The sequence below is a fragment of the Brevibacillus laterosporus DSM 25 genome (assembly GCF_002706795.1).
GTDB lineage: Bacteria > Bacillota > Bacilli > Brevibacillales > Brevibacillaceae > Brevibacillus_B > Brevibacillus_B laterosporus.
The window spans coordinates 3,533,679-3,552,623 of record NZ_CP017705.1; the positions used below are offsets into that span (position 1 = coordinate 3,533,679).

Consider the following 18,945-nt stretch of genomic DNA (forward strand, 5'->3'; position numbering starts at 1 on the left):
GGTCATACGGTAAATGAAGGCAGATCACATTCTTACTTATGATGAAGCGTTGGAATGGCTTCACAGCCTGTTACGTTTTGGACTAAAACCTGGTTTAGAGCGCATGAATTGGATGCTGGAGGAATTAGGGCATCCTGAACGCAATTTGTTATTTGTTCATGTGGCAGGTACCAATGGAAAAGGCTCTACGTGCACTTTTTTGACGCACGTTCTGCTGGAAGCGGGGATTAGTGTTGGAACCTTTACTTCCCCATATATCACTGATTTTCGCGAACGTATTCGATTTAATAACCAACTCATTCCACAGGACGACCTAGTTCGTCTTGTGGATGAAATAAAGCCGTTGGTGGGGCGCTGTGAACAGGAAACAGAGTATGGCTGTCCTACTGAATTTGAGGTTATTACTTTACTGGCGATCTGTTATTTTGGCAGAGTGGTCAGACCTGCGATTGTGGTTTGGGAAACGGGTCTTGGTGGACGTTTAGATTCAACAAACGTTGTCCATCCCATTATAAGTGTCATTACCAATGTTGGTCTTGATCATACCAATGTTCTAGGCTCAACTATTGGTGAGATTGCTTTGGAAAAAGCCGGCATTATCAAATCAGGAGTGCCTGTTGTAGTAGGACATCTTCAAGAAGAGGCACTGGATGTTATTTCTCGAATTACAAAACAAAAAAACAGCAAGCTTTATCGGTTAGGTAGCGAATTTAATTCCAAGCCCCTCTTTACAGACGTTTCAAGAGGAACCCAGCATATTGAATATAATAGTTTGTTTCGTCCATCCTCTTCTACATATCAATTGGGATTACTAGGCAAGCATCAAGTGCAAAACGCGGGTGTTGCCTTGATGGTTCTAGATCTGATGAGGGAATTTTATGCTTTTTTTGTGGAAGAAGAAGATAGACAAAAAGGCTTGGAGCATGCTATATGGCCAGGACGTTTGGAGATTGTCTCACGAAAACCGTTATGCATGATAGATGGAGCACATAACACGGAAGGTATCACGATGCTAGTCGACAGTTTAGCTGAACTTGCAAATGATACAAAGCGAATTTATTTAATGTTCTCTGCTCTTGAGGATAAACCGTTGTCTCAAATGGCTCGGGTTCTTAAAGAGGCGCCGCTCGAATTTGCCAACGTGTATCTCACGAGCTTTGATTTTCCAAGAGCCGCCTCTGTAGATACCTTGGAGGATGCTTTTTTGATTGGTGGCTTTAATCAAGAACAACTGGAACGTGTTAATGATTGGGAAATCGTGTTGCGTGAATGGCTGAGCGACGAGACGAAGAGCGATGAGACGTTGCTGATTTGCGGATCACTTTACTTCATCTCTTTGGTACGCTCAATCTTTTTAATCCCCGTAGAACAGGTAGGTGAATAAAGTGGAACCATTGCAACATGTCCACTTCGTCGGAATCGGCGGTTATGGTATGAGTGGAATTGCACGCGTATTAGTTGATTTAGGATATAAAGTAACAGGATCGGACGTAGCGATGAACGATCTTGCCCGAAAACTACAAGAAAAAGGAGCACAAGTGGTTATCGGTCATGATGCTTCTCATATTGAAGGGGCAAATATCGTCGTTTATTCTACTAGTATATCGAAGGAAAATCCTGAAGTTGCAGCGGCCCTGGAAAAAGGGATTCCGCTGTTGCATCGTTCACAGATGCTTGCAAAGATTCTAAATGAGAGAACAGGTGTAGCCGTGGCTGGTGCTCATGGAAAAACAACTACAACATCCATGACAGCTCACATTTTGGAAGCGTGTGGCGAGGACCCCACGTTTATTATCGGTGGTGAGCTAGTCAATGCTGGTACGAATGCAAAAGCTGGTAAAAGTGATTATGTTGTTGCAGAGGCAGATGAAAGTGACGGCTCTTTTAAGGAATACCATCCAGCGTATGCCATTGTAACCAATGTTGAACCAGACCATTTAGAGCATTTTGATGGGGATTTTGCCAACCTGAAAAAGGCGTATGTTCATTTTCTAGGCAACATAAAACCAGATGGTACAGCTATTTTATGTCTGGATGATGAGCATGTACGTGAATTAATGCCTTCAGTTAATCGACAGGTAATTACGTATTCCATTGACCCTGTATTTAGTGGATCAGCGGATTACTACGCTACGGACATTGTATGCGGTGATCTAACTACGACCTATCAGGCATGGCATAAGGAAGTTCATTTAGGCGAAGTAATTCTTCACTTCCCAGGCAAGCATAATGTAGCCAACTCCTTAGCAGCGATGATTGTAGCGTTAGAAGCAGGGGTTTCCTTTGAAAGAATTTCTCAGGCCTTGAGCACGTTTCGTGGTGCAAAACGTCGTTTCCAAATTATTGGTCATGTACAGGATATTCTAGTGGTTGATGATTACGCTCACCATCCAACAGAAATCATGGCAACATTAAATGGAGCGAAGTCTTGTGGTCGCCGAGTAATTGCAATATTTCAGCCACAGCGCTATACGCGTACGTTTTTCTTGATGGAAGAATTTAGCCGAGCTTTTGCGGAAGCGGACGAAGTGATTATTACGGATATTTTCTCTCCAGCAGGCGAAAAGAAAATCGAAGGGGTATCCTCGGAGATATTAGTTGATAAAATTAAAGTGAATAGCCATCCACGCGCGCAGTACATTCCTACCAAAGAAGAGGTGCAGCATCAGTTGGTGAAACAATTACAACCAGGTGATCTCGTCTTGACAATGGGAGCCGGGGATATTTGGAAAACCGCCTATTGGTTCGCTGAGCAATTAGAACAAAAGATTAAAGAAACACAGGAAAGCTGAGCATAAAAGCATTTATTGTCATACTAAACTAGATAGTGGTAACAAAGAAAACTGCCGGATTTGTCTGGCAGTTTTTTTGTCTTTGTTAAAAGAAATAGGATGAAAAGAAAGGTGAACTTAGTAACCAGCTAAGGGGGCAGGTGTTTTTAGGATGCTTCAGTGGGATTGGTACAATATCTTAATAGAAGAAGCTGAAATCGAACGATTAATCAGCTGGTTATGTGGGGGGTTACTAGGGGTGATTTGCCTTACGGATATGAGGAAACGCTTGATTCCTAATACAATTGTATTGCCCGCTATTCTGATGTTTTTGTGTATACGCTCAGTTTATCCCTTAGAAAAAGAGACATTTGCGACACATATTTTAGCCATGTTATTGGCTTTTGTACTTTTGTATGTAACAGCAATTATAACAAAAGGAGGAGTGGGGGGAGGAGACATCAAGCTAGCTGCTTTACTGGGTCTAATTGTTGGAAAGATATATATAATTGCTCTTTTGCTTGTAGCAGGGATTAGTGCAATTGCACTTGTTATTCTATTAGGGCGACAGCCACGGATGAAAAAAGAAGGAATACCATTTGCATGCTGTTTGACGGTTGGCTGGTTTTTAACCTATATAGATAGAATGGATGTGTTGCATGTCTATAGCACATTTTTTCTTCCCTAAGTAGTCATAACCTGTTAGGTCTGTTCGTAAACTAGTAGTACTAGAGTTAAGAGAACGAGGAGGACCTACTATGAGCGGACAACCTTCCAATCGAATATCTATAAAACTATCACCTACCATCCCTCTAAAAAATAAAACGGGGGCAAACAAACCTGTAGAAAATATACAGGTAAAAGTACAGCATGATCACAAGGAACAGGCAGAAAAGGCTATGGGTAATGAGGGAATACATGGAGGAATACGGGAGTTAGAAGGTGATGACAATAAAGAAACCAGACAAGAAATTGACGAGCAACAAGTCAAGGAAGCGGAGCTAGAATTGGCTGAAGCAATGCGTCGACTGGGTAAGCTGGAGGAACAAAACCCACCTATTCATACGAGTAAGGAACAATTCTTAGCTGAATTGTATCGAGATGAGGGTTCATTGAAAAAAGACGAGAAAGTCAGAGCGATAGTAGAGGATCGATTGGAAAATGAGGGATATCAGGCCTCATACTACGAGGGGCTTTATTCCTCTGATTGGCTTCAACAATCAAAGAACCCAGCATGGTGGGATAAATTAATAAAAAATCAAGGACATATGTCTAAGAGACCTGTTCTAAGAGTATTTATTACGACAATAAGTGCCATCATTCTTGGAGTATTATTTGGCTTTATTGTATTAAATATCTTTGTACAAGAACAACTGGTGCATCCTTCACAAGCGGGTGCTACACTGCCAAAATCAAATGAACTACAACCCTCTTCTGTAAGTTCTGAAAGTAAGAATGTACTCAGTGAAAAATCTATTCCTGTACATGGAGGAAATCAAGCTAACGGATCTAATCATGTACAAGAAGCAGGCTTACCTAAAGAGGGAACGTCACAGCAGGCTACATCAGCAACTGGCTCTACTAGTCAGAAAATAGAAGATGCTGTTCTTGCAAGCGTACAATTTCCGGAACAAAACTATTACATGGTCCAAATGGGAGTGTTTACGGACCAAAAAGCAGCTGAACCAGCTATTGCTTCTCTTGACGAAAAAGGACTACCCCATTTTCTTTATCAAATTGATGGAAGGCTTCATTTGTTTACCGGAGTAGCTCCTAGTCGTGATGCTATTTTGGGATTGGCTGATAATTTTAGACAAAGACAAATTGATGTCTATGTAAAAGAAGTGAAGCTACCAGCTATGGAAAAACAAGTCCAGATTGTCCCTGCTTCCGCTTTAGAAGTAGGTACTTCTGCTGATAAAGGTGTCGTTAACGCTTTTATCAGATCGGGAGTAGATATCATCCAACAGCTATCTGTGTTATCCAGTCAAGTGGTTAATACAGATAAGCAAAAAGTACAACCGCTTACAGCCGAGCAAGAATCTAAATTAAAGAGCATGCATGTCGCCTTTTTAGACAATAGCAGAGCAACACAGCGGGCCCTGTCACAAAAGGAACAAGTCTATGTAGCAGGTATGGTGCAGGGGATGAATCAGGCAATGAGCACGATGACTCAGCTAAAAACAGTCAATGCAGAGCCATATGCTTGGCAGGTACAAAAAGGAATTATGCAATATTTACATTACTATGCTAAATGGATGAAGGAAAACAATTAGAAAAAAGGCTTTGTTTGCAAAAGGTTTCTTGCAACCAAGGCCTTTCTTTCGTTATGATCAAAAAAATAAATCGAAAATGAACTGCTTCGGTAGTTGTCTCTTGATGTCAAGTTTTGCTACACTTAGGTGTGATTATAACGACTTTCTTCCAAACAACGATAAAAAAACGAGGGTAGAGAGAATGACGGGGAAAGAATTTGTAATTTTATTGATTGTCCTGTTATCAGGTCTCTTGTTTGGTAGTCTGTTAGGGCAAATATTAGGTCCTTGGATTCCTTTTCTTCGAGAGAGTAAGATGTTAACATGGAGTCCTGCGGCAGATTTGGACATTTTGAAGTACAATCTTCATTTTGAGGTAAAACTAAATCTAGCCAGTATCGGAGGGCTTGTTTTCGCTTTTTGGATATATAAAAAAATTCGATAGGGGGAGATATAATGAATCCAGAACAGCAAATTGTATTAGCTTCTTCTTCCCCACGACGTCAAGAATTGCTGGCTTGCTTGGGCTTGCCTTTTCGCATTCAGGTGAGCAATGTAGATGAGACGATTTCTGAAGAGATTGCACCAGAAGAAATCGTGAAAATCTTATCTCATAGGAAAGCGGATGCAGTTGCCAAAAATTTGTCATTTGGTCTAGTTATTGGCTCTGATACAATTGTTGTGCTAGACGGACAGGTATTGGGAAAACCACATGATGAAGAAGATGCATTTCGGATGCTCACTTCTTTAGAAGGACGCGAGCATGAGGTTTACAGCGGCCTAGCTATTATTGATGTCTCGACTGGGAAGATAGCAGTTGATTATTCATCTACACGGGTTAAAATGCGAACAATGACAGCTGAGGAGATACGTGGATACATCGCTAGTAAAGAGCCGATGGATAAAGCTGGTTCCTATGCTATTCAGGGTCTTGGATCGACGATTGTAGAGCGAATCGAGGGTGATTATTTTACGGTAGTGGGCTTGCCACTTAATCGCTTAGCCCAGATGCTTAATCAATTTGGAATTTCCCTGTTAAACAAGTAGGTGTTCCTCTTAGATTGCTTCTCCATGATAAAAGCCACTTGGCAGGAATGACGGAAGGGGCAAAATAAGAGATGAACTGTAACAATTTGAAGCTAAAAAACGTCCCTACATATGAGCGTCCGCGCGAGCGTTTGTTAAGGCAAGGGTCTGGTGCTTTATCTGATGTCGAGCTTTTAGCGATTTTACTTCGGACTGGCACAGAAAAAGATTCAGTCCAAGGGGTAGCGCAGCGCTTATTAGCTGTGTTTGGCAATTTGCAACAACTTGCAACAGCTACTCATGAGGAGCTGACAGATATAAACGGGATTGGTCCCGTTAAGGCTGTGGAAATACAGGCTGCGTTGGAGTTAGGACGAAGATCAGCCATAAAAGCTAGGGATATTCGTATCAGTATCCGCTTGCCAAAAGATGTAGCAGATTATATGATGCCGGAGATGGCTGGACTGGTGCAGGAACATTTTGTATGCCTGTTTTTAAATACAAAAAATCAGGTGATTGGGAAGAAAACAGTTTTTGTGGGAAGCTTGGATTCTTCTATTGTTCATCCACGTGATATTTACCGCGAAGCGATTAAACGCTCCTGTGCCTCTATCATCTGTTTGCATAATCATCCAAGCGGAGATCCTGCTCCAAGTAAAGAGGATATTAATGTGACTAAAATTCTGCTTCAAGCAGGGGATTTAGTAGGAATCCCTCTTTTGGATCATGTTATTATCGGAGATGGCCATTACGTTAGTTTAAAAGAACAGGGATATATGTAACACGTACCCTTTCACAAAACAAATAATACCTGTCTGTCAGCGGAAGCATCCTAGGAAAATGACCGTTTTGACAAAATGGAAGGAGATTTTCAATATGTTTGGTAGTTTCACACGCGATATGGGGATTGACTTGGGAACAGCTAATACCCTCGTATACGTTAAAGGAAAAGGAATTGTGGTGAGCGAGCCTTCTGTTGTAGCGATCCGCACTGATACAAATACAATTGAGGCTGTAGGTAATGCAGCAAAGAATATGATTGGTCGTACACCAGGAAATATCGTGGCTGTTCGCCCGATGAAAGACGGAGTTATTGCTGATTTTGAAACCACTGCAACCATGATGCGTTATTTTATTCGTCAAGCTCAGAAAAACCAAGGCTTCTTTAGCCGTCGTCCTAGTGTAATGGTTTGTGTGCCATCTGGGATTACAGCGGTTGAAAAACGTGCGGTAGAGGATGCAACGAAACAAGCAGGAGCAAAAGAAGCATATACAATTGAAGAGCCATTTGCGGCTGCAATTGGTGCTGACTTACCTGTTTGGGAGCCAACAGGTAGCATGGTAGTGGACATTGGGGGCGGTACGACGGAAGTAGCCATCATCTCACTGGGTGGAATTGTAACTAGTCGTTCCATTCGTGTAGCTGGTGATGAAATGGATGAAGCTATCATTCAGTACATTAAACGTCGATACAATCTGATGATTGGTGAACGTACTGCTGAGACGTTGAAAATGGAAATTGGTTCCGCTATCGCCCCGGATGAACAAGAAACGGTAGAAATCCGCGGTCGTGATCTTGTGACAGGTTTGCCAAAAACCATCTCTGTTACGAGTACAGAAATTGCAGAAGCATTAGCAGAAACGATTATGTCGATTGTCGAAGCTGTGAAAATTACGTTGGAGAAAAGTCCTCCGGAGTTGGCTGCGGATATCATGGACCGTGGAATTGTACTAACGGGAGGCGGAGCATTATTACGTCACATTGAACGTTTATTAACACGTGAGACAGGTATGCCTGTTCATGTGGCGGAGAATGCTCTTGACTGTGTAGCAATTGGAACAGGACGTGCGCTTGAGAATTTGCATCTCTTTAAATCTAAACACGGAATCACATCTTCACGCGCAAAAAGACGATAAGCGGGTGACGTGTCTATGTCATTCTTCGGTAATCGCAAACTTATAATTGTATTAATTGGCTTAGTTGTTCTGTTAGTAGTGATGGGGTATACCGCTAAAGACAGAATGAACTTGACATGGCCAGAAAAGTTTATGAAAGATACAACCAGCGTGGTGCAGGGGCTTTTTTATCGTCCTGCCCAGGCTGTTTCGCAGTTTGTTCACAATGTTCAAGATGCTTATCATGTGTATGAAGAAAATCGCGTACTAAAAGCAAGTTTGGATCAATATGCTCAAATGTCTGCTGAGTTAAAAGCCGTAAAGTATGAGAATGGACAACTTAGAGAGAGTCTTGGCACAAAACAAAAATTAAATGACTACAATGTGATTTATTCAGAAGTAGCTGCAAGGAATTCGAGTCAATGGAATGATGTATTAGTTATCAGTAGTGGTAGCAAACAAGGCGTGAAGAAGGACATGGCAGTTATGACCTCTAAAGGCTTAATTGGGAGAGTGAAGGATGTTTCCAATTTCTCTGCGACAATTGAATTGCTCACAAGCAGAGAGAGCTCTAATCGTAACCATGTCTCTGGATATATTTTGGCTACTCAACCAATTCAAACTCCGCCTTCGACTACCGGTAATGGTCAACAGACAAATGGCACAAATAATACAGCAAATGCGGGCAATAAAACAAATGCAACTAACCCACAGGCTCCTAATCAACAGAAGCCTGCAACTACTACCAAGTATGTAAGTGGAATTTTAGAGGATTACGATTCGGTTGAAAAATTATTGATTATGCGTAAAATTCCTTTAGATCAAAAAATAAGTATGAATGATGCGGTAATTACGTCTGGTTTGGGTGGTATGATTCCTAGTAAACTTCCAATCGGTGTAGTAGTCAAAACAGAGCCAGGAGACTATGGATTAACTCAAACCGCCTATATTAGACCGTACGCTGATTTTACGTTAATTTCTGATGTCTTGGTTATTGATCGCAAGCCTGTGACGACTCCAACTGGTGAATCGGTATCTCCTGATCAAAAAGGTACCACTCAGCAATCAAAGGGAAAAGGGGGTAAATAATATGTTATCTCGAACGAAATTGTCCCTCTTCTTGCTATTGCTGTTCATATTGGAAGGGTCGGTAGTACAAGTTTTTGTGCCGAGTGCATGGGGGATGTCTTACGAGACGATTCCCCGCTTTGCTTTAGTGGGAACGATCCTGATTTCTTTGTTTATCGGGAGACGAGAAGGATTATTATATGGATTGGTCTTTGGGCTGCTACAAGATGTTATTTTTGGTCATATTATCGGTGTGTATACGTTATCTATGATGGTAGCAGGGTACTTTGCTGGACTAGTCTTAATGCTATTTCATCGTAGCTTTGCCGTGGTGTTTACTACGCTTCTTCTAGTTCTGTTTGGGCATGAATGGCTTACTTATACACTATTTCGTTTATTTATGACCAATCCTGTAGATGTTCAATGGACACTTACTCACGAAATTTTTCCGACAGTTCTACTTAATATGTTGTTTGCGGCATTCGTTTATATACCGATGAAAAAGCTTTGTTTGCAAGTGCAAGAAAACAAAGAGCGCTCTCATGAGTAGGATCTGACAGAAGGAGGAGTAGCTCGAATGGGAGAGAACCAACAACAACCTAAATCCCATATTGCCACTAGATTAAACGTTTTGTTTTTTTTCGTGTTTATATTTTTTGCAGCTGTCATTTTACGACTTGCTTATGTACAAATCGTAGAAGGAGAACAATATCAACACGATTTAGAAAAGTATAGTATTAGACAATTGCCAATACCTGCACCACGTGGTCGTATCTTAGATGTGAACCATAATGTTTTGGTCTCGAATAAGCCTGTTTTTACGGTTACTTATACCTCTGAGCAAAAACGGGAAATTAATGAAGAAGCAGTAGCTGAAAAGCTGACGGGCTTGTTGCAAATGGATGAAAAGATAGGGACTGATAAAGAGCTGATAAAAAAAGCAACTGAATTACAGACAACATTACCAGTCACTCTAAAGCCTGAGCAATCTCAGAAGGTCATTCAGCAATTAACACCAAAAATAAATGCTCTGCCTAATTCGGATCAATTAAAGGGTATAAAGGACTATGATTTAGTAAAAACAGCTTTTGCTTTAGGACTTACAGTGCGTTCCCCTTTCGATGAAAATGATCGTGAGGCTTTACAAAAAAAATTGCCAGCAACGATTCAGGTAGATGGCAAAAACGTGGATACGAAGACAGCTTATGACAGTCAATTATTAAAATACATCATCACAGCTAACGTACCGTATCCAATTGCTCTTGAAGACAAAGTAAAGGAATCTTTGCAAAAGGAAGTAAAATCACTCTTAAATAAGATGCCTTCTGTTAGTCAGCTGAGCAGTAAAACGGATGCGGAATTACTTCAGTATGCTGCTAGATTTGATTTGGAGGTGGCATTACCATTAACCCCTGAACAACGTCAATATCAGTGGCATCGCATTAGCATCTTAAATAGTATGCGAGATTATAGCATGCCTAAATTTATTCCTCGTCGCATCAAGGAAAACGCTACTGAAATTGAAGTAGCCAAAATCAATGAAAATTTAAGTGAATTACCTGGTATTAATGTAATTGTTGAACCTGTTCGTCAAATTAGACAAGATGAGGATGGAGCCTTTGCCACACATATTCTTGGCTATATCAGTCCAATCAATGCAAGTCAGGTCAATGAGTATCTCGCGATGGGTTATTCCAAGACAGATCGTATTGGAGTCGAGGGATTAGAAAGATATTATGAGAAAGATTTGCGTGGAAAAGATGGCATTATGGATGTGCAGGTAAACAAGGATGCAGAGACGGTAGTGAAAGGAAGAACCCGTGAAGCAATACCTGGAAATGATTTGATCCTTTCCTTGGATTATCGCTTTCAAAGTAAATTAGAAGAAATTCTCAAACGGAATGTCAATGACATGAGACGCTCTGCTAAAGGAAAAGTGAACGCTGCTTCTGCTGTCGTGATGAATCCTAATACGGGTGAGGTTTTGGCCATGGCTAACTACCCTGATTACGATTTAAACCTCCACTATAATCGAAAGCAATTCAATGAGAATTATGAAAAGGTAGTTGCCCCTGCACAGCTTAACAACGTTACAAGAGGGGTATATCCACCAGCCTCTACAGTTAAACCAATTTCGGTTATGATGGCTTTACAAGAAAAATTAACAACACCCAATGAGTCGATTTTTGACCCTGGTTATTTCCAATTTGGGGATGTTAAGAAACGGAACTGGAAACTAGGTGGCCATGGTCAAGTTGACGCCAGACGAGCAATAGCTGTATCTAATAACACCTACATGTATACTATGGGATGGAGATTAAAGGAACGTGAAATAGCAAAAGGAAATAGCTATCGTGAATCCTTTAAGGTTATTAATTTTTACAATCAGCAATTTGGTCTAGGGGTTAAAACTGGAATTGATTTACCAAGTGAAAAAGCCGGTTGGCCAGCTCCAACATTTGAGATGGGTCGTATTGCCGATGCTCTAATTGGACAGTATGATAGTTTTACTCCTATCCAATTAGCTCAATATGTCTCTACAGTTGCAAATGGCGGTTATCGAATTCGTCCGCATATGGTTAAAGAAATTCGAAAAGGATCTATTGATCCTAAGAAGCCAGGCGATGTAATTACAACTATAGAGCCACAGGTCTTAAATAAAATTAATATTAATCCAAGCTACCTCAAGGTGGTTCAAGAAGGGATGCGTCGTGTTACTCAGCCTGGAGGTACCGCTGCGACAGCAATGGCAGGTTTACCATTTAGTGTAGCTGCTAAAACAGGTACTGCTCAAACAGGTGGAACAACTTCTGATAACTCATTGATCCTTGGGTATGCACCTTACGAAAAACCTAAAATTTCCTTCGTGGTAGTGGTTCCTCATTCTGGAGGACATGGTTCAGATAAGATTGCACGTGAATTGCTGGAAGCCTATCATGCCTTGTATCCACTTAGTAGCACGGTAACGCCGACAGAGTAGGCTTTCTAAGATAAATTCGCTGAGTTTTTTATCAGCGAGGCAGGAGTTTGTTGTGTAAATGGCGAATGGTAACGGTCGAGGTGAAACATCTCCATGAATACGGCCAAAAGTAAAGTAATCATCAAAGGAACCAAAGATGGGCTTGTCTTTTTTATGGACGATACGTGCTCATTCTCGGAGCTTTTAGATGATTTACGTGAAAAAATCGAGCACAGCCATCAACAATTTTTCAGTGGTCCTCTCATCAGGATTACGTTAAAACTTGGGAAACGTTATTGCACTCCAGAGCAACAGGAAGAGTTAACGCAGATTATTCGGTTGAAGGGTAATCTGGTTATTCATATGATCGACTCGGATGTGATTCTTAAAGAAGAAGCATGCAAAGAAGCCAAAGCTCCCGGATTGATTGTACAAACAAATACGGTTCGTTCCGGTCAGGTATTAGAGTACGACGGAGATATTTTGCTACTGGGTGATGTTAATCCTGGTGGTACAATTAGAAGTACGGGGAGTATCTTCGTGTTAGGTAATCTTCGTGGCGTAGCGCAAGCGGGAACGAATGGCGACAAAGATGCTGTAATCGCCTCCGCTTGCTTACACCCTACCCAGCTGAGAATTGCGGAAGTAATCAGCCGTCCGGGAGATGAATGGTCGGACTATAGTGGTACTACCGAGTTTGCTTATTTGGAAGAGGATCGGATGGTAGTCGCTAAAATGAACTTTTTGCATCGCTTACGCTCAGATTTGGGTGAGAAGAAAGCATAACGGTACGGAATGAAGGAGAGGGAGCATACGTGGGTATTGCAATAGTTGTTACTTCAGGGAAAGGTGGAGTGGGTAAAACCACCTCATCTGCTAATATAGGAACCGCATTGGCTCTCAATGGCCAGAAGGTGTGTATGGTAGATACAGATATTGGCTTGCGCAATCTGGATGTAGTCATGGGACTGGAGAATCGTATCATTTACGACCTGATTGATGTAGCGGAAGGTAGTTGTCGCTTGCAACAGGCTTTAATTAAAGATAAGCGCTTTGAGACGTTGTCGCTATTACCAGCAGCACAGACCAAGGATAAATCGGCGATTACAACAGACCAGATGGAAGATATCGTCACTCAATTGAAGCGTGATTTTGACTATGTCATTATTGATTGTCCAGCAGGTATTGAACAAGGTTTCCGCAACGCCGTAGCGGGAGCTGATCAGGCTATTGTTGTGACAACTCCGGAAAAGGCAGCGGTGCGTGACGCAGATCGCATCATAGGTCTGCTCGAACGTGAAAATGTAGGAATGCCTAAATTAGTAATAAATCGGGTACGGTCTCATATGGTTAAAAATGGTGATATGCTAGATGTGGAAGACATTCTGGATTTGCTTGCCATTGATTTACTAGGTGTGATTCCTGATGATGAATATATCATTAAATCTGCAAATGCAGGTGAGCCGGCAGTTATGAATCATGAATCTCGCGCTTCCTTAGCTTATCGAAATGTAGCAAGGCGTTTGTTAGGGGAATCAGTTCCCTTACTTCCACTTCAGGATAAACCAGGAGTTTTTCATAAGTTCCGTAAGTTTTTTGGCTTAAAATAAGGAAAACTAGTCGAGAAACAGAGAACAGGGGTATACTCCTGTTTCTTTTTTACTGATCCGAACTTATGGAAATTTTATCTTAACAAAGTGCAACGAAGGTTCTTAGTGCCAAAGGTTTGGTTTTCAAGTTTTTCTTTGCATTTCAGAATAATATAAGACTTACAGATACTAGACCTTATCATGCACGGGGGAAAAAGATGGATTTTGAAAAACGATATATAAAACAGTTGGATTGGTTGATTCTGTTAATCCTCCTAGGTCTCGGCTTGTTTAGTTATCTCGGTATTAGTGGCTCTGCCCCAGGAGTGGCGACAGCAAATCGGCAGCTTATGTGGTATGGTATTGGTTTTGGCGTATTGTTTTGTACACTGATTATCGACTATCGTGTGTTTCGGCAACTATCATATATCGTGTACGCTGGAGGGTTAGTTTTACTTTTCGGTGTATTTTTTACGAAGGCGATTAACAATGCTACTAGTTGGTATAATCTGGGTGTCGTTCTGTTTCAACCATCTGAACCAATGAAAATTTTTACGATAATAGCTACAGCACATTATATGTCCAAGCGTGAAGAAAAATTAGGTAAGCCGTATTATCTCTATGAATGGTGGCCTGTGTTTTTGATCATAGGGGTACCGCTTCTCATGATTTTTAAACAACCAGACCTGGGGACAGCTTTAGTCTTTTGTTCCATACTAGCAACTATGTTGATCGTCGGTGGTATTCGTGTACGGCACATGATTAGCTTTAGTGGGATTGCTGCTTTTGCAGTAGGATTGGTTTCCTATGTTTATATTTATCATAAAGAAGATATCTTTTTTAAATTGATTAAACCTTACCAATGGGCTCGTATTGAATCTTGGTTAAACCCATATCATGATCCAGTAGGGCAAGGATTTCAGCTTTTACAATCCCTTATTGCTATTGGCTCTGGACAGTTAACGGGCAAAGGCTTACACACAGCTACACAGGCTAGCTTGTTGTGGGTACCAGTTGGTGAGAGTGATTTCATTTTTACTGTCATTGCAGAACGTCTGGGTTTTATTGGTGCAGGAATTATGATGATCTTGTTTTTCGTATTGGTTTATCGAATGATTCGGATTGCTATGGAGTGTAATGATCCATTTGGTGCTTATGTGGTATCAGGTGTGGTTGGAATGCTCACGTTTCAAATCTTTGAAAATATTGGAATGACCATTCAGTTAATGCCAATTACTGGTTTGCCTTTACCATTTATTAGTTATGGTGGAAGTTCTCTTCTAACCAACTTCTTAACAATAGGTGTAGTGCTGAATATTGGGATGAGGAAGCAGAAACTTAGTTTCGATTAAGTTAAAAATCGTGACAAACCAATAAATGTGTGATATATTCAAGGTAAGTTAACCATTTTACTTACCTAGTGATTTGATGGATTGGATGATATGCCGTGCTTTTCAGAGATAGCGTCACCATGTGATCAAGTCTCTGTTGGGCACGGCTTTTTTCCTTGAAACAAGCTTTAAGTGATGGTTAACAGATATTTTAATCGTCTGAAAAGGCGAACATTTTGAAGTGACCCAGTAAATTGAGACAAGGAAAAAGCACCTCCTGAATCGTATTAAACAATGGACTGACCCAGGTTAATGAGACATTGAAAAAACACCTATGCTACCTGTCCCCATACGAGTATGGAAAACAGGTAGCATAGGTGTTTTTTCAATGTCTCATTAACCTGGGTCAGTCCATTTCTAGGAGGTTTTTTCCATGCAACAAGGTACTGTAAAATGGTTTAACGCAGAAAAAGGTTTTGGTTTCATTCAAGTTGAAGGCGGAGAAGATGTATTCGTACACTACAGCGCTATCCAAACTGAAGGTTTCAAAACTCTTGAAGAAGGTCAAAAAGTTGAGTTTGAAATCGTTCAAGGTAGCCGTGGACCACAAGCTGCTAACGTTAATCGTCTGTAAGATCAAATATGTATAAAAAGAAGCAGTCTCTCTTTTGAGGGGCTGTTTTTTTACATTTATGTTATCGATGTACAGCTTTGTTTTACATTGTCATATCCCACGTAGACAAGTCATATACTCCTGAAAAGGGGGTGGGATGCATGTTTCATGAGAGAGAACGGGTAAAGGATAGAAGGCAGGAAAGAAAAGAACAGCTTCTCTTACAATCGCGCGACAGTATGCCGCCACACATTGATGATCTACATGATCCGCTGGAAAGAGTGTTTATCCCGGATCAATATTCAAGAAGCACTGATTTCACAAACGAGACTCCCCCTAGCAAACCGGTGGGTTATCACTTTAAAAGGCAAATATATCTTTCTTTGGCGGTTATTGGAATAGCGTATGTTTTATTAAAAAGTCCATTTGGTGTTCCAAATACATGGCGAGATTTATCAAGAGAAGTGATGACACGCGATTTCAATTTTGAGGGTGTGGCGGTATGGTATGAACAAGTTACAGGTCACTCACCAAGTGCGCTACCGGTTCTTTTTGATAAAAAAGAAAAGGAGAGTGTGCCAGCAAATGCCTATCAGCTAAGTAAGTGGAGTTTGCCAAAGGAGTGGAAAATAGCAAAGGAGTATGATTCCAAAAGTGCCAAATTAGTTGTTGATTTAGGGAATAAAGGAGAAGTCCTCAATATGGATACCGGCTGGGTAACTTCTGTTGGGGAAAAACCTGGCTATGGAACCACTGTAATCATCCAGTATACCGATGGTCGAGAGATTTGGTATGGAAATCTTGAAAAGGTAAATGTATCTGTAAACGACTGGGTGAATACAAAGGACCTTGTTGGAGTTGCTAAACCTTTTACCGATCAAGAGATTAACACGCGTTACCTATTTATGGCGATGAAACAAAACGGGAAATTTATTAATCCATTGGACGTGATTTCATTTGAATGACTTTTGGCCAGGCGGTATTCGTGTCCGCATCCATCTTTTATTTTGGCTGGTCATTGGTCTAGCTGTAATGGCTGGCTATTTTATAGAAACGATTGCGCTTTTCATCATTGTACTTATTCATGAGCTTGGTCATATAGCGGCGGCTCGTGAACTCGGATGGGAAGTAAAAGAGATTCAATTGTTACCCTTTGGTGGGGTTGCAGTTATGGAGGAATCCCCCTCAGCAGATGCTATAGACGAGATTGTAGTAGCATTAGCGGGCCCTTTTATGAATATCGTTATGATTTTTTTTTCTCTTCTATTTTGGTGGTTAGGTATTTGGTCGGAGCATTGGGCCCATTTTTTTATGAAAAGTAATATGATGATTGCTTTGTTTAATTTATTACCGATGTGGCCCTTAGATGGTGGGCGCATTGTGCAAGCGGTATTAACATCGTTCATTTCTTATCGGAAAGCGGCGATCTTATCATTTAGTAGTAGTTGTGGATTTGCTATTTTACTGCTGGGAGCCGGAGTTTGGTTCTTTCATGCTAATCTAACTGCTGTTGCGATCTATTTGGCTCTTACCAATGGGCAAGCATACAAGCGCTTTCCTTATCAGTTTGTTCGTTTTTTACATAAAAGATATCAGGGAGCACCCAGACTAGACAGGATAGAGCCTGTTCGTGTTCCATCTTCTCTATCTGTTTGGGAAGCTACCCATAAGCTACAAAAAGGTAAATACCATTTGTTTTATATAACAGGTAAACAAGGTGGTGTACTACCTGAGGAGAATGTACTCTATGCTTGTCTAGTTGAACGGCGCCAGCGAGACTGGATCAGTAGCTTGTTGTAGCTTGTGACGGTTTTGGGTTATGTTACAAGCAGTTCTACTATTTTTCAAATCGAGTAGAAATGCGCTACAATGAGTGATAGGACAGACCTCCAGGAGGAAAATTAGTTGAACAAAAAACAACAACGTGCTCTCCAACAAATAATCGTGAGCCGTGACATAGAAGAAACACGTATTGCTGTCATGGAAGCAGGTCGACTTGCTGAGTTGACAATGGAACAAGACAAACAAATGGCAGCGGTTGGCAGTATTTATAGAGGGCGAGTAAAAAAAGTCTTACCAGCCATGCAAGCTGCCTTTATAGATATCGGAGAAGAACAGGAAGCGTTTTTATATATTGACGAGGCGTTGCCCCCAGGCTGGAAAGTACAGAACCGAGGGGCAGCCAAACCTAATATTCGGACTTTAGTGCAAGTAGGCGAAGAAAAAATTGTCCAAATTAGCAAAGAAGCGATAGGGAGTAAATCTCCAAGACTTACATCCGAAATCAGCTTGCCGGGGCGCATGCTGGTTTATTTGCCATCTGCAGGGCTTATCTCTTTGTCACGTAAAATTGTAGATGCCAAAAAACGTGAACGACTAAGAGTGTGGGCAACCGATAATTTGGCTGAGGGGGAAGGAATCATTGTAAGAACGATGGCCGAGGAGGCTTCCCTGGAGCATTTGCAAATAGAACTTGATTTCCTGCGTGCAAAGTGGAAGACGGCGCTTCAGGAAACAGGAAAGAAAAAAACGCCGTCCCTTCTTTTATCAGCAGATAATGCAGTGAGCCGTATTTTATTAGATCGCTCTGAAGATCAGATGGTAGAAATAGTAGTGGATGACGCAGAGTTGTATCATGAGCTTAGAGTACAGGCAAAGGCTATTCACCCAGCCATGTTTAATAAAATTCAATTTTATCAAGGGAAAACCTCTGTGTTAGACTCCTATGGTGTCGATAAAGAAATTGAAAAAGCCCTGTATAGGCAGGTATGGCTGAAAAGTGGTGGTTTCTTGGTAATCGATCAGACAGAAGCTATGACCGTTATCGATGTTAATACAGGGAAATTTACGGGTAAGAGTGGTCAGCAGCTAGAAGATACCGTCACCGCAACCAATGTGGAAGCAGCCCAAGAGATTGCTAGACAACTACGACTTCGCGATATTGGTGGCATTATCATTATTGATTTCATTGATATGAAGCAGGCGAAAAACCAACAGATTGTACAAGAAGCCTTACAGAGAGAATTAGAAAAAGACGTAACCAATAGTTATGTCATGGGTTTTACGCAATTAGGCCTATTGGAAATGACAAGGAAAAAGGTAAGAAACAATCTATCCTCCATTCTAACCAAAGCATGCATCACTTGTAGTGGTAAGGGGAGAATCTTAACGGAACAGGAAGTAGCTGGACGCTTTATTCGAGAGGCTAAGGCATTGATCCGAGCACAGGAAGCAGAGGCTATTGTAGCCGCTTTTCATCCTCATGTTTATCAGTATGTTCAAGCGGAAGGAAGGCGTGAGAAATTTGCGGAGGAATGGGGTGTCATGGTTCAATTTATTTCACGTGAAACCATGCACCCAAGTGAATATCAGATTTTACATGTTGGCAAAAAGGCTGATTCTAAACGTTTTTCTTGACCTTTTCTGCTGGGTATGAT

18 protein-coding genes are annotated in these 18,945 nt (G+C 41.2%); all 18 read left to right on the plus strand.

What is annotated here, in order from left to right:
- Positions 1-13: 13 nt before the first annotated feature.
- The 18 genes from BrL25_RS16790 to BrL25_RS16875 all read left to right on the plus strand — a co-directional run bounded on the left by BrL25_RS16790 (position 14) and on the right by BrL25_RS16875 (position 18,925).
- Positions 14-1,384, plus strand: coding sequence for a bifunctional folylpolyglutamate synthase/dihydrofolate synthase (locus tag BrL25_RS16790; RefSeq protein ID WP_018672261.1), 1,371 nt, complete (start codon positions 14-16; stop codon positions 1,382-1,384).
- A gap of 1 nt (position 1,385) precedes the next feature.
- Entirely contained in the window at positions 1,386-2,792 is a 1,407-nt protein-coding gene (gene murC, locus BrL25_RS16795) for a UDP-N-acetylmuramate--L-alanine ligase (RefSeq protein WP_018672260.1), read from the plus strand.
- A 151-nt stretch (positions 2,793-2,943) separates the two neighbouring features.
- Entirely contained in the window at positions 2,944-3,459 is a 516-nt protein-coding gene (locus BrL25_RS16800; RefSeq protein ID WP_018672259.1) for a prepilin peptidase, read from the plus strand.
- Positions 3,460-3,529: 70 nt separating this feature from the next.
- On the plus strand, positions 3,530-5,047 hold the full coding sequence (locus BrL25_RS16805; protein WP_018672258.1) for a sporulation protein: 1,518 nt from the start codon (positions 3,530-3,532) through the stop codon (positions 5,045-5,047).
- Between the two features lie 181 nt (positions 5,048-5,228).
- The gene (locus tag BrL25_RS16810; protein ID WP_018672257.1) at positions 5,229-5,471 is read left to right on the plus strand and encodes a DUF4321 domain-containing protein; all 243 of its coding nucleotides are present in this window, start codon (positions 5,229-5,231) and stop codon (positions 5,469-5,471) included.
- 11 nt (positions 5,472-5,482) lie between these two features.
- Positions 5,483-6,073, plus strand: a complete 591-nt coding sequence (locus BrL25_RS16815; protein WP_018672256.1) for a Maf family protein — start codon at positions 5,483-5,485, stop codon at positions 6,071-6,073.
- 86 nt (positions 6,074-6,159) lie between these two features.
- Positions 6,160-6,834: a RadC family protein gene (radC, locus tag BrL25_RS16820; RefSeq protein ID WP_269467103.1), complete on the plus strand. Its 675-nt coding sequence runs from the start codon at positions 6,160-6,162 to the stop codon at positions 6,832-6,834.
- A 94-nt stretch (positions 6,835-6,928) separates the two neighbouring features.
- On the plus strand, positions 6,929-7,969 hold the full coding sequence (locus BrL25_RS16825; protein WP_003338394.1) for a rod shape-determining protein: 1,041 nt from the start codon (positions 6,929-6,931) through the stop codon (positions 7,967-7,969).
- A gap of 15 nt (positions 7,970-7,984) precedes the next feature.
- Positions 7,985-9,037 (plus strand): rod shape-determining protein MreC, encoded by a 1,053-nt coding sequence (mreC, locus tag BrL25_RS16830; protein ID WP_018672254.1) that lies wholly within the window; start codon positions 7,985-7,987, stop codon positions 9,035-9,037.
- Between the two features lies 1 nt (position 9,038).
- A complete protein-coding gene (gene mreD / locus BrL25_RS16835; protein WP_018672253.1) occupies positions 9,039-9,566 on the plus strand; it encodes a rod shape-determining protein MreD in 528 nt (175 codons plus the stop codon).
- 27 nt (positions 9,567-9,593) lie between these two features.
- Positions 9,594-11,996, plus strand: coding sequence for a penicillin-binding transpeptidase domain-containing protein (locus BrL25_RS16840; protein WP_018672252.1), 2,403 nt, complete (start codon positions 9,594-9,596; stop codon positions 11,994-11,996).
- Positions 11,997-12,089: 93 nt separating this feature from the next.
- Positions 12,090-12,761, plus strand: coding sequence for a septum site-determining protein MinC (minC, locus tag BrL25_RS16845; protein WP_018672251.1), 672 nt, complete (start codon positions 12,090-12,092; stop codon positions 12,759-12,761).
- A 29-nt stretch (positions 12,762-12,790) separates the two neighbouring features.
- A complete protein-coding gene (gene minD / locus BrL25_RS16850; protein ID WP_018672250.1) occupies positions 12,791-13,585 on the plus strand; it encodes a septum site-determining protein MinD in 795 nt (264 codons plus the stop codon).
- 197 nt (positions 13,586-13,782) lie between these two features.
- Positions 13,783-14,916 (plus strand): rod shape-determining protein RodA, encoded by a 1,134-nt coding sequence (rodA, locus tag BrL25_RS16855; protein WP_018672249.1) that lies wholly within the window; start codon positions 13,783-13,785, stop codon positions 14,914-14,916.
- 412 nt (positions 14,917-15,328) lie between these two features.
- Positions 15,329-15,529 (plus strand): cold-shock protein, encoded by a 201-nt coding sequence (locus BrL25_RS16860; RefSeq protein WP_003338386.1) that lies wholly within the window; start codon positions 15,329-15,331, stop codon positions 15,527-15,529.
- A gap of 140 nt (positions 15,530-15,669) precedes the next feature.
- The gene (locus tag BrL25_RS16865; RefSeq protein WP_018672248.1) at positions 15,670-16,473 is read left to right on the plus strand and encodes a M23 family metallopeptidase; all 804 of its coding nucleotides are present in this window, start codon (positions 15,670-15,672) and stop codon (positions 16,471-16,473) included.
- Positions 16,466-17,308, plus strand: coding sequence for a M50 family metallopeptidase (locus BrL25_RS16870; protein WP_018672247.1), 843 nt, complete (start codon positions 16,466-16,468; stop codon positions 17,306-17,308). Before BrL25_RS16865 ends, BrL25_RS16870 begins: the two co-directional genes overlap by 8 nt.
- A 105-nt stretch (positions 17,309-17,413) precedes the next feature.
- Positions 17,414-18,925, plus strand: a complete 1,512-nt coding sequence (locus tag BrL25_RS16875) for an Rne/Rng family ribonuclease (RefSeq protein ID WP_018672246.1) — start codon at positions 17,414-17,416, stop codon at positions 18,923-18,925.
- Positions 18,926-18,945 lie beyond the last annotated feature (20 nt).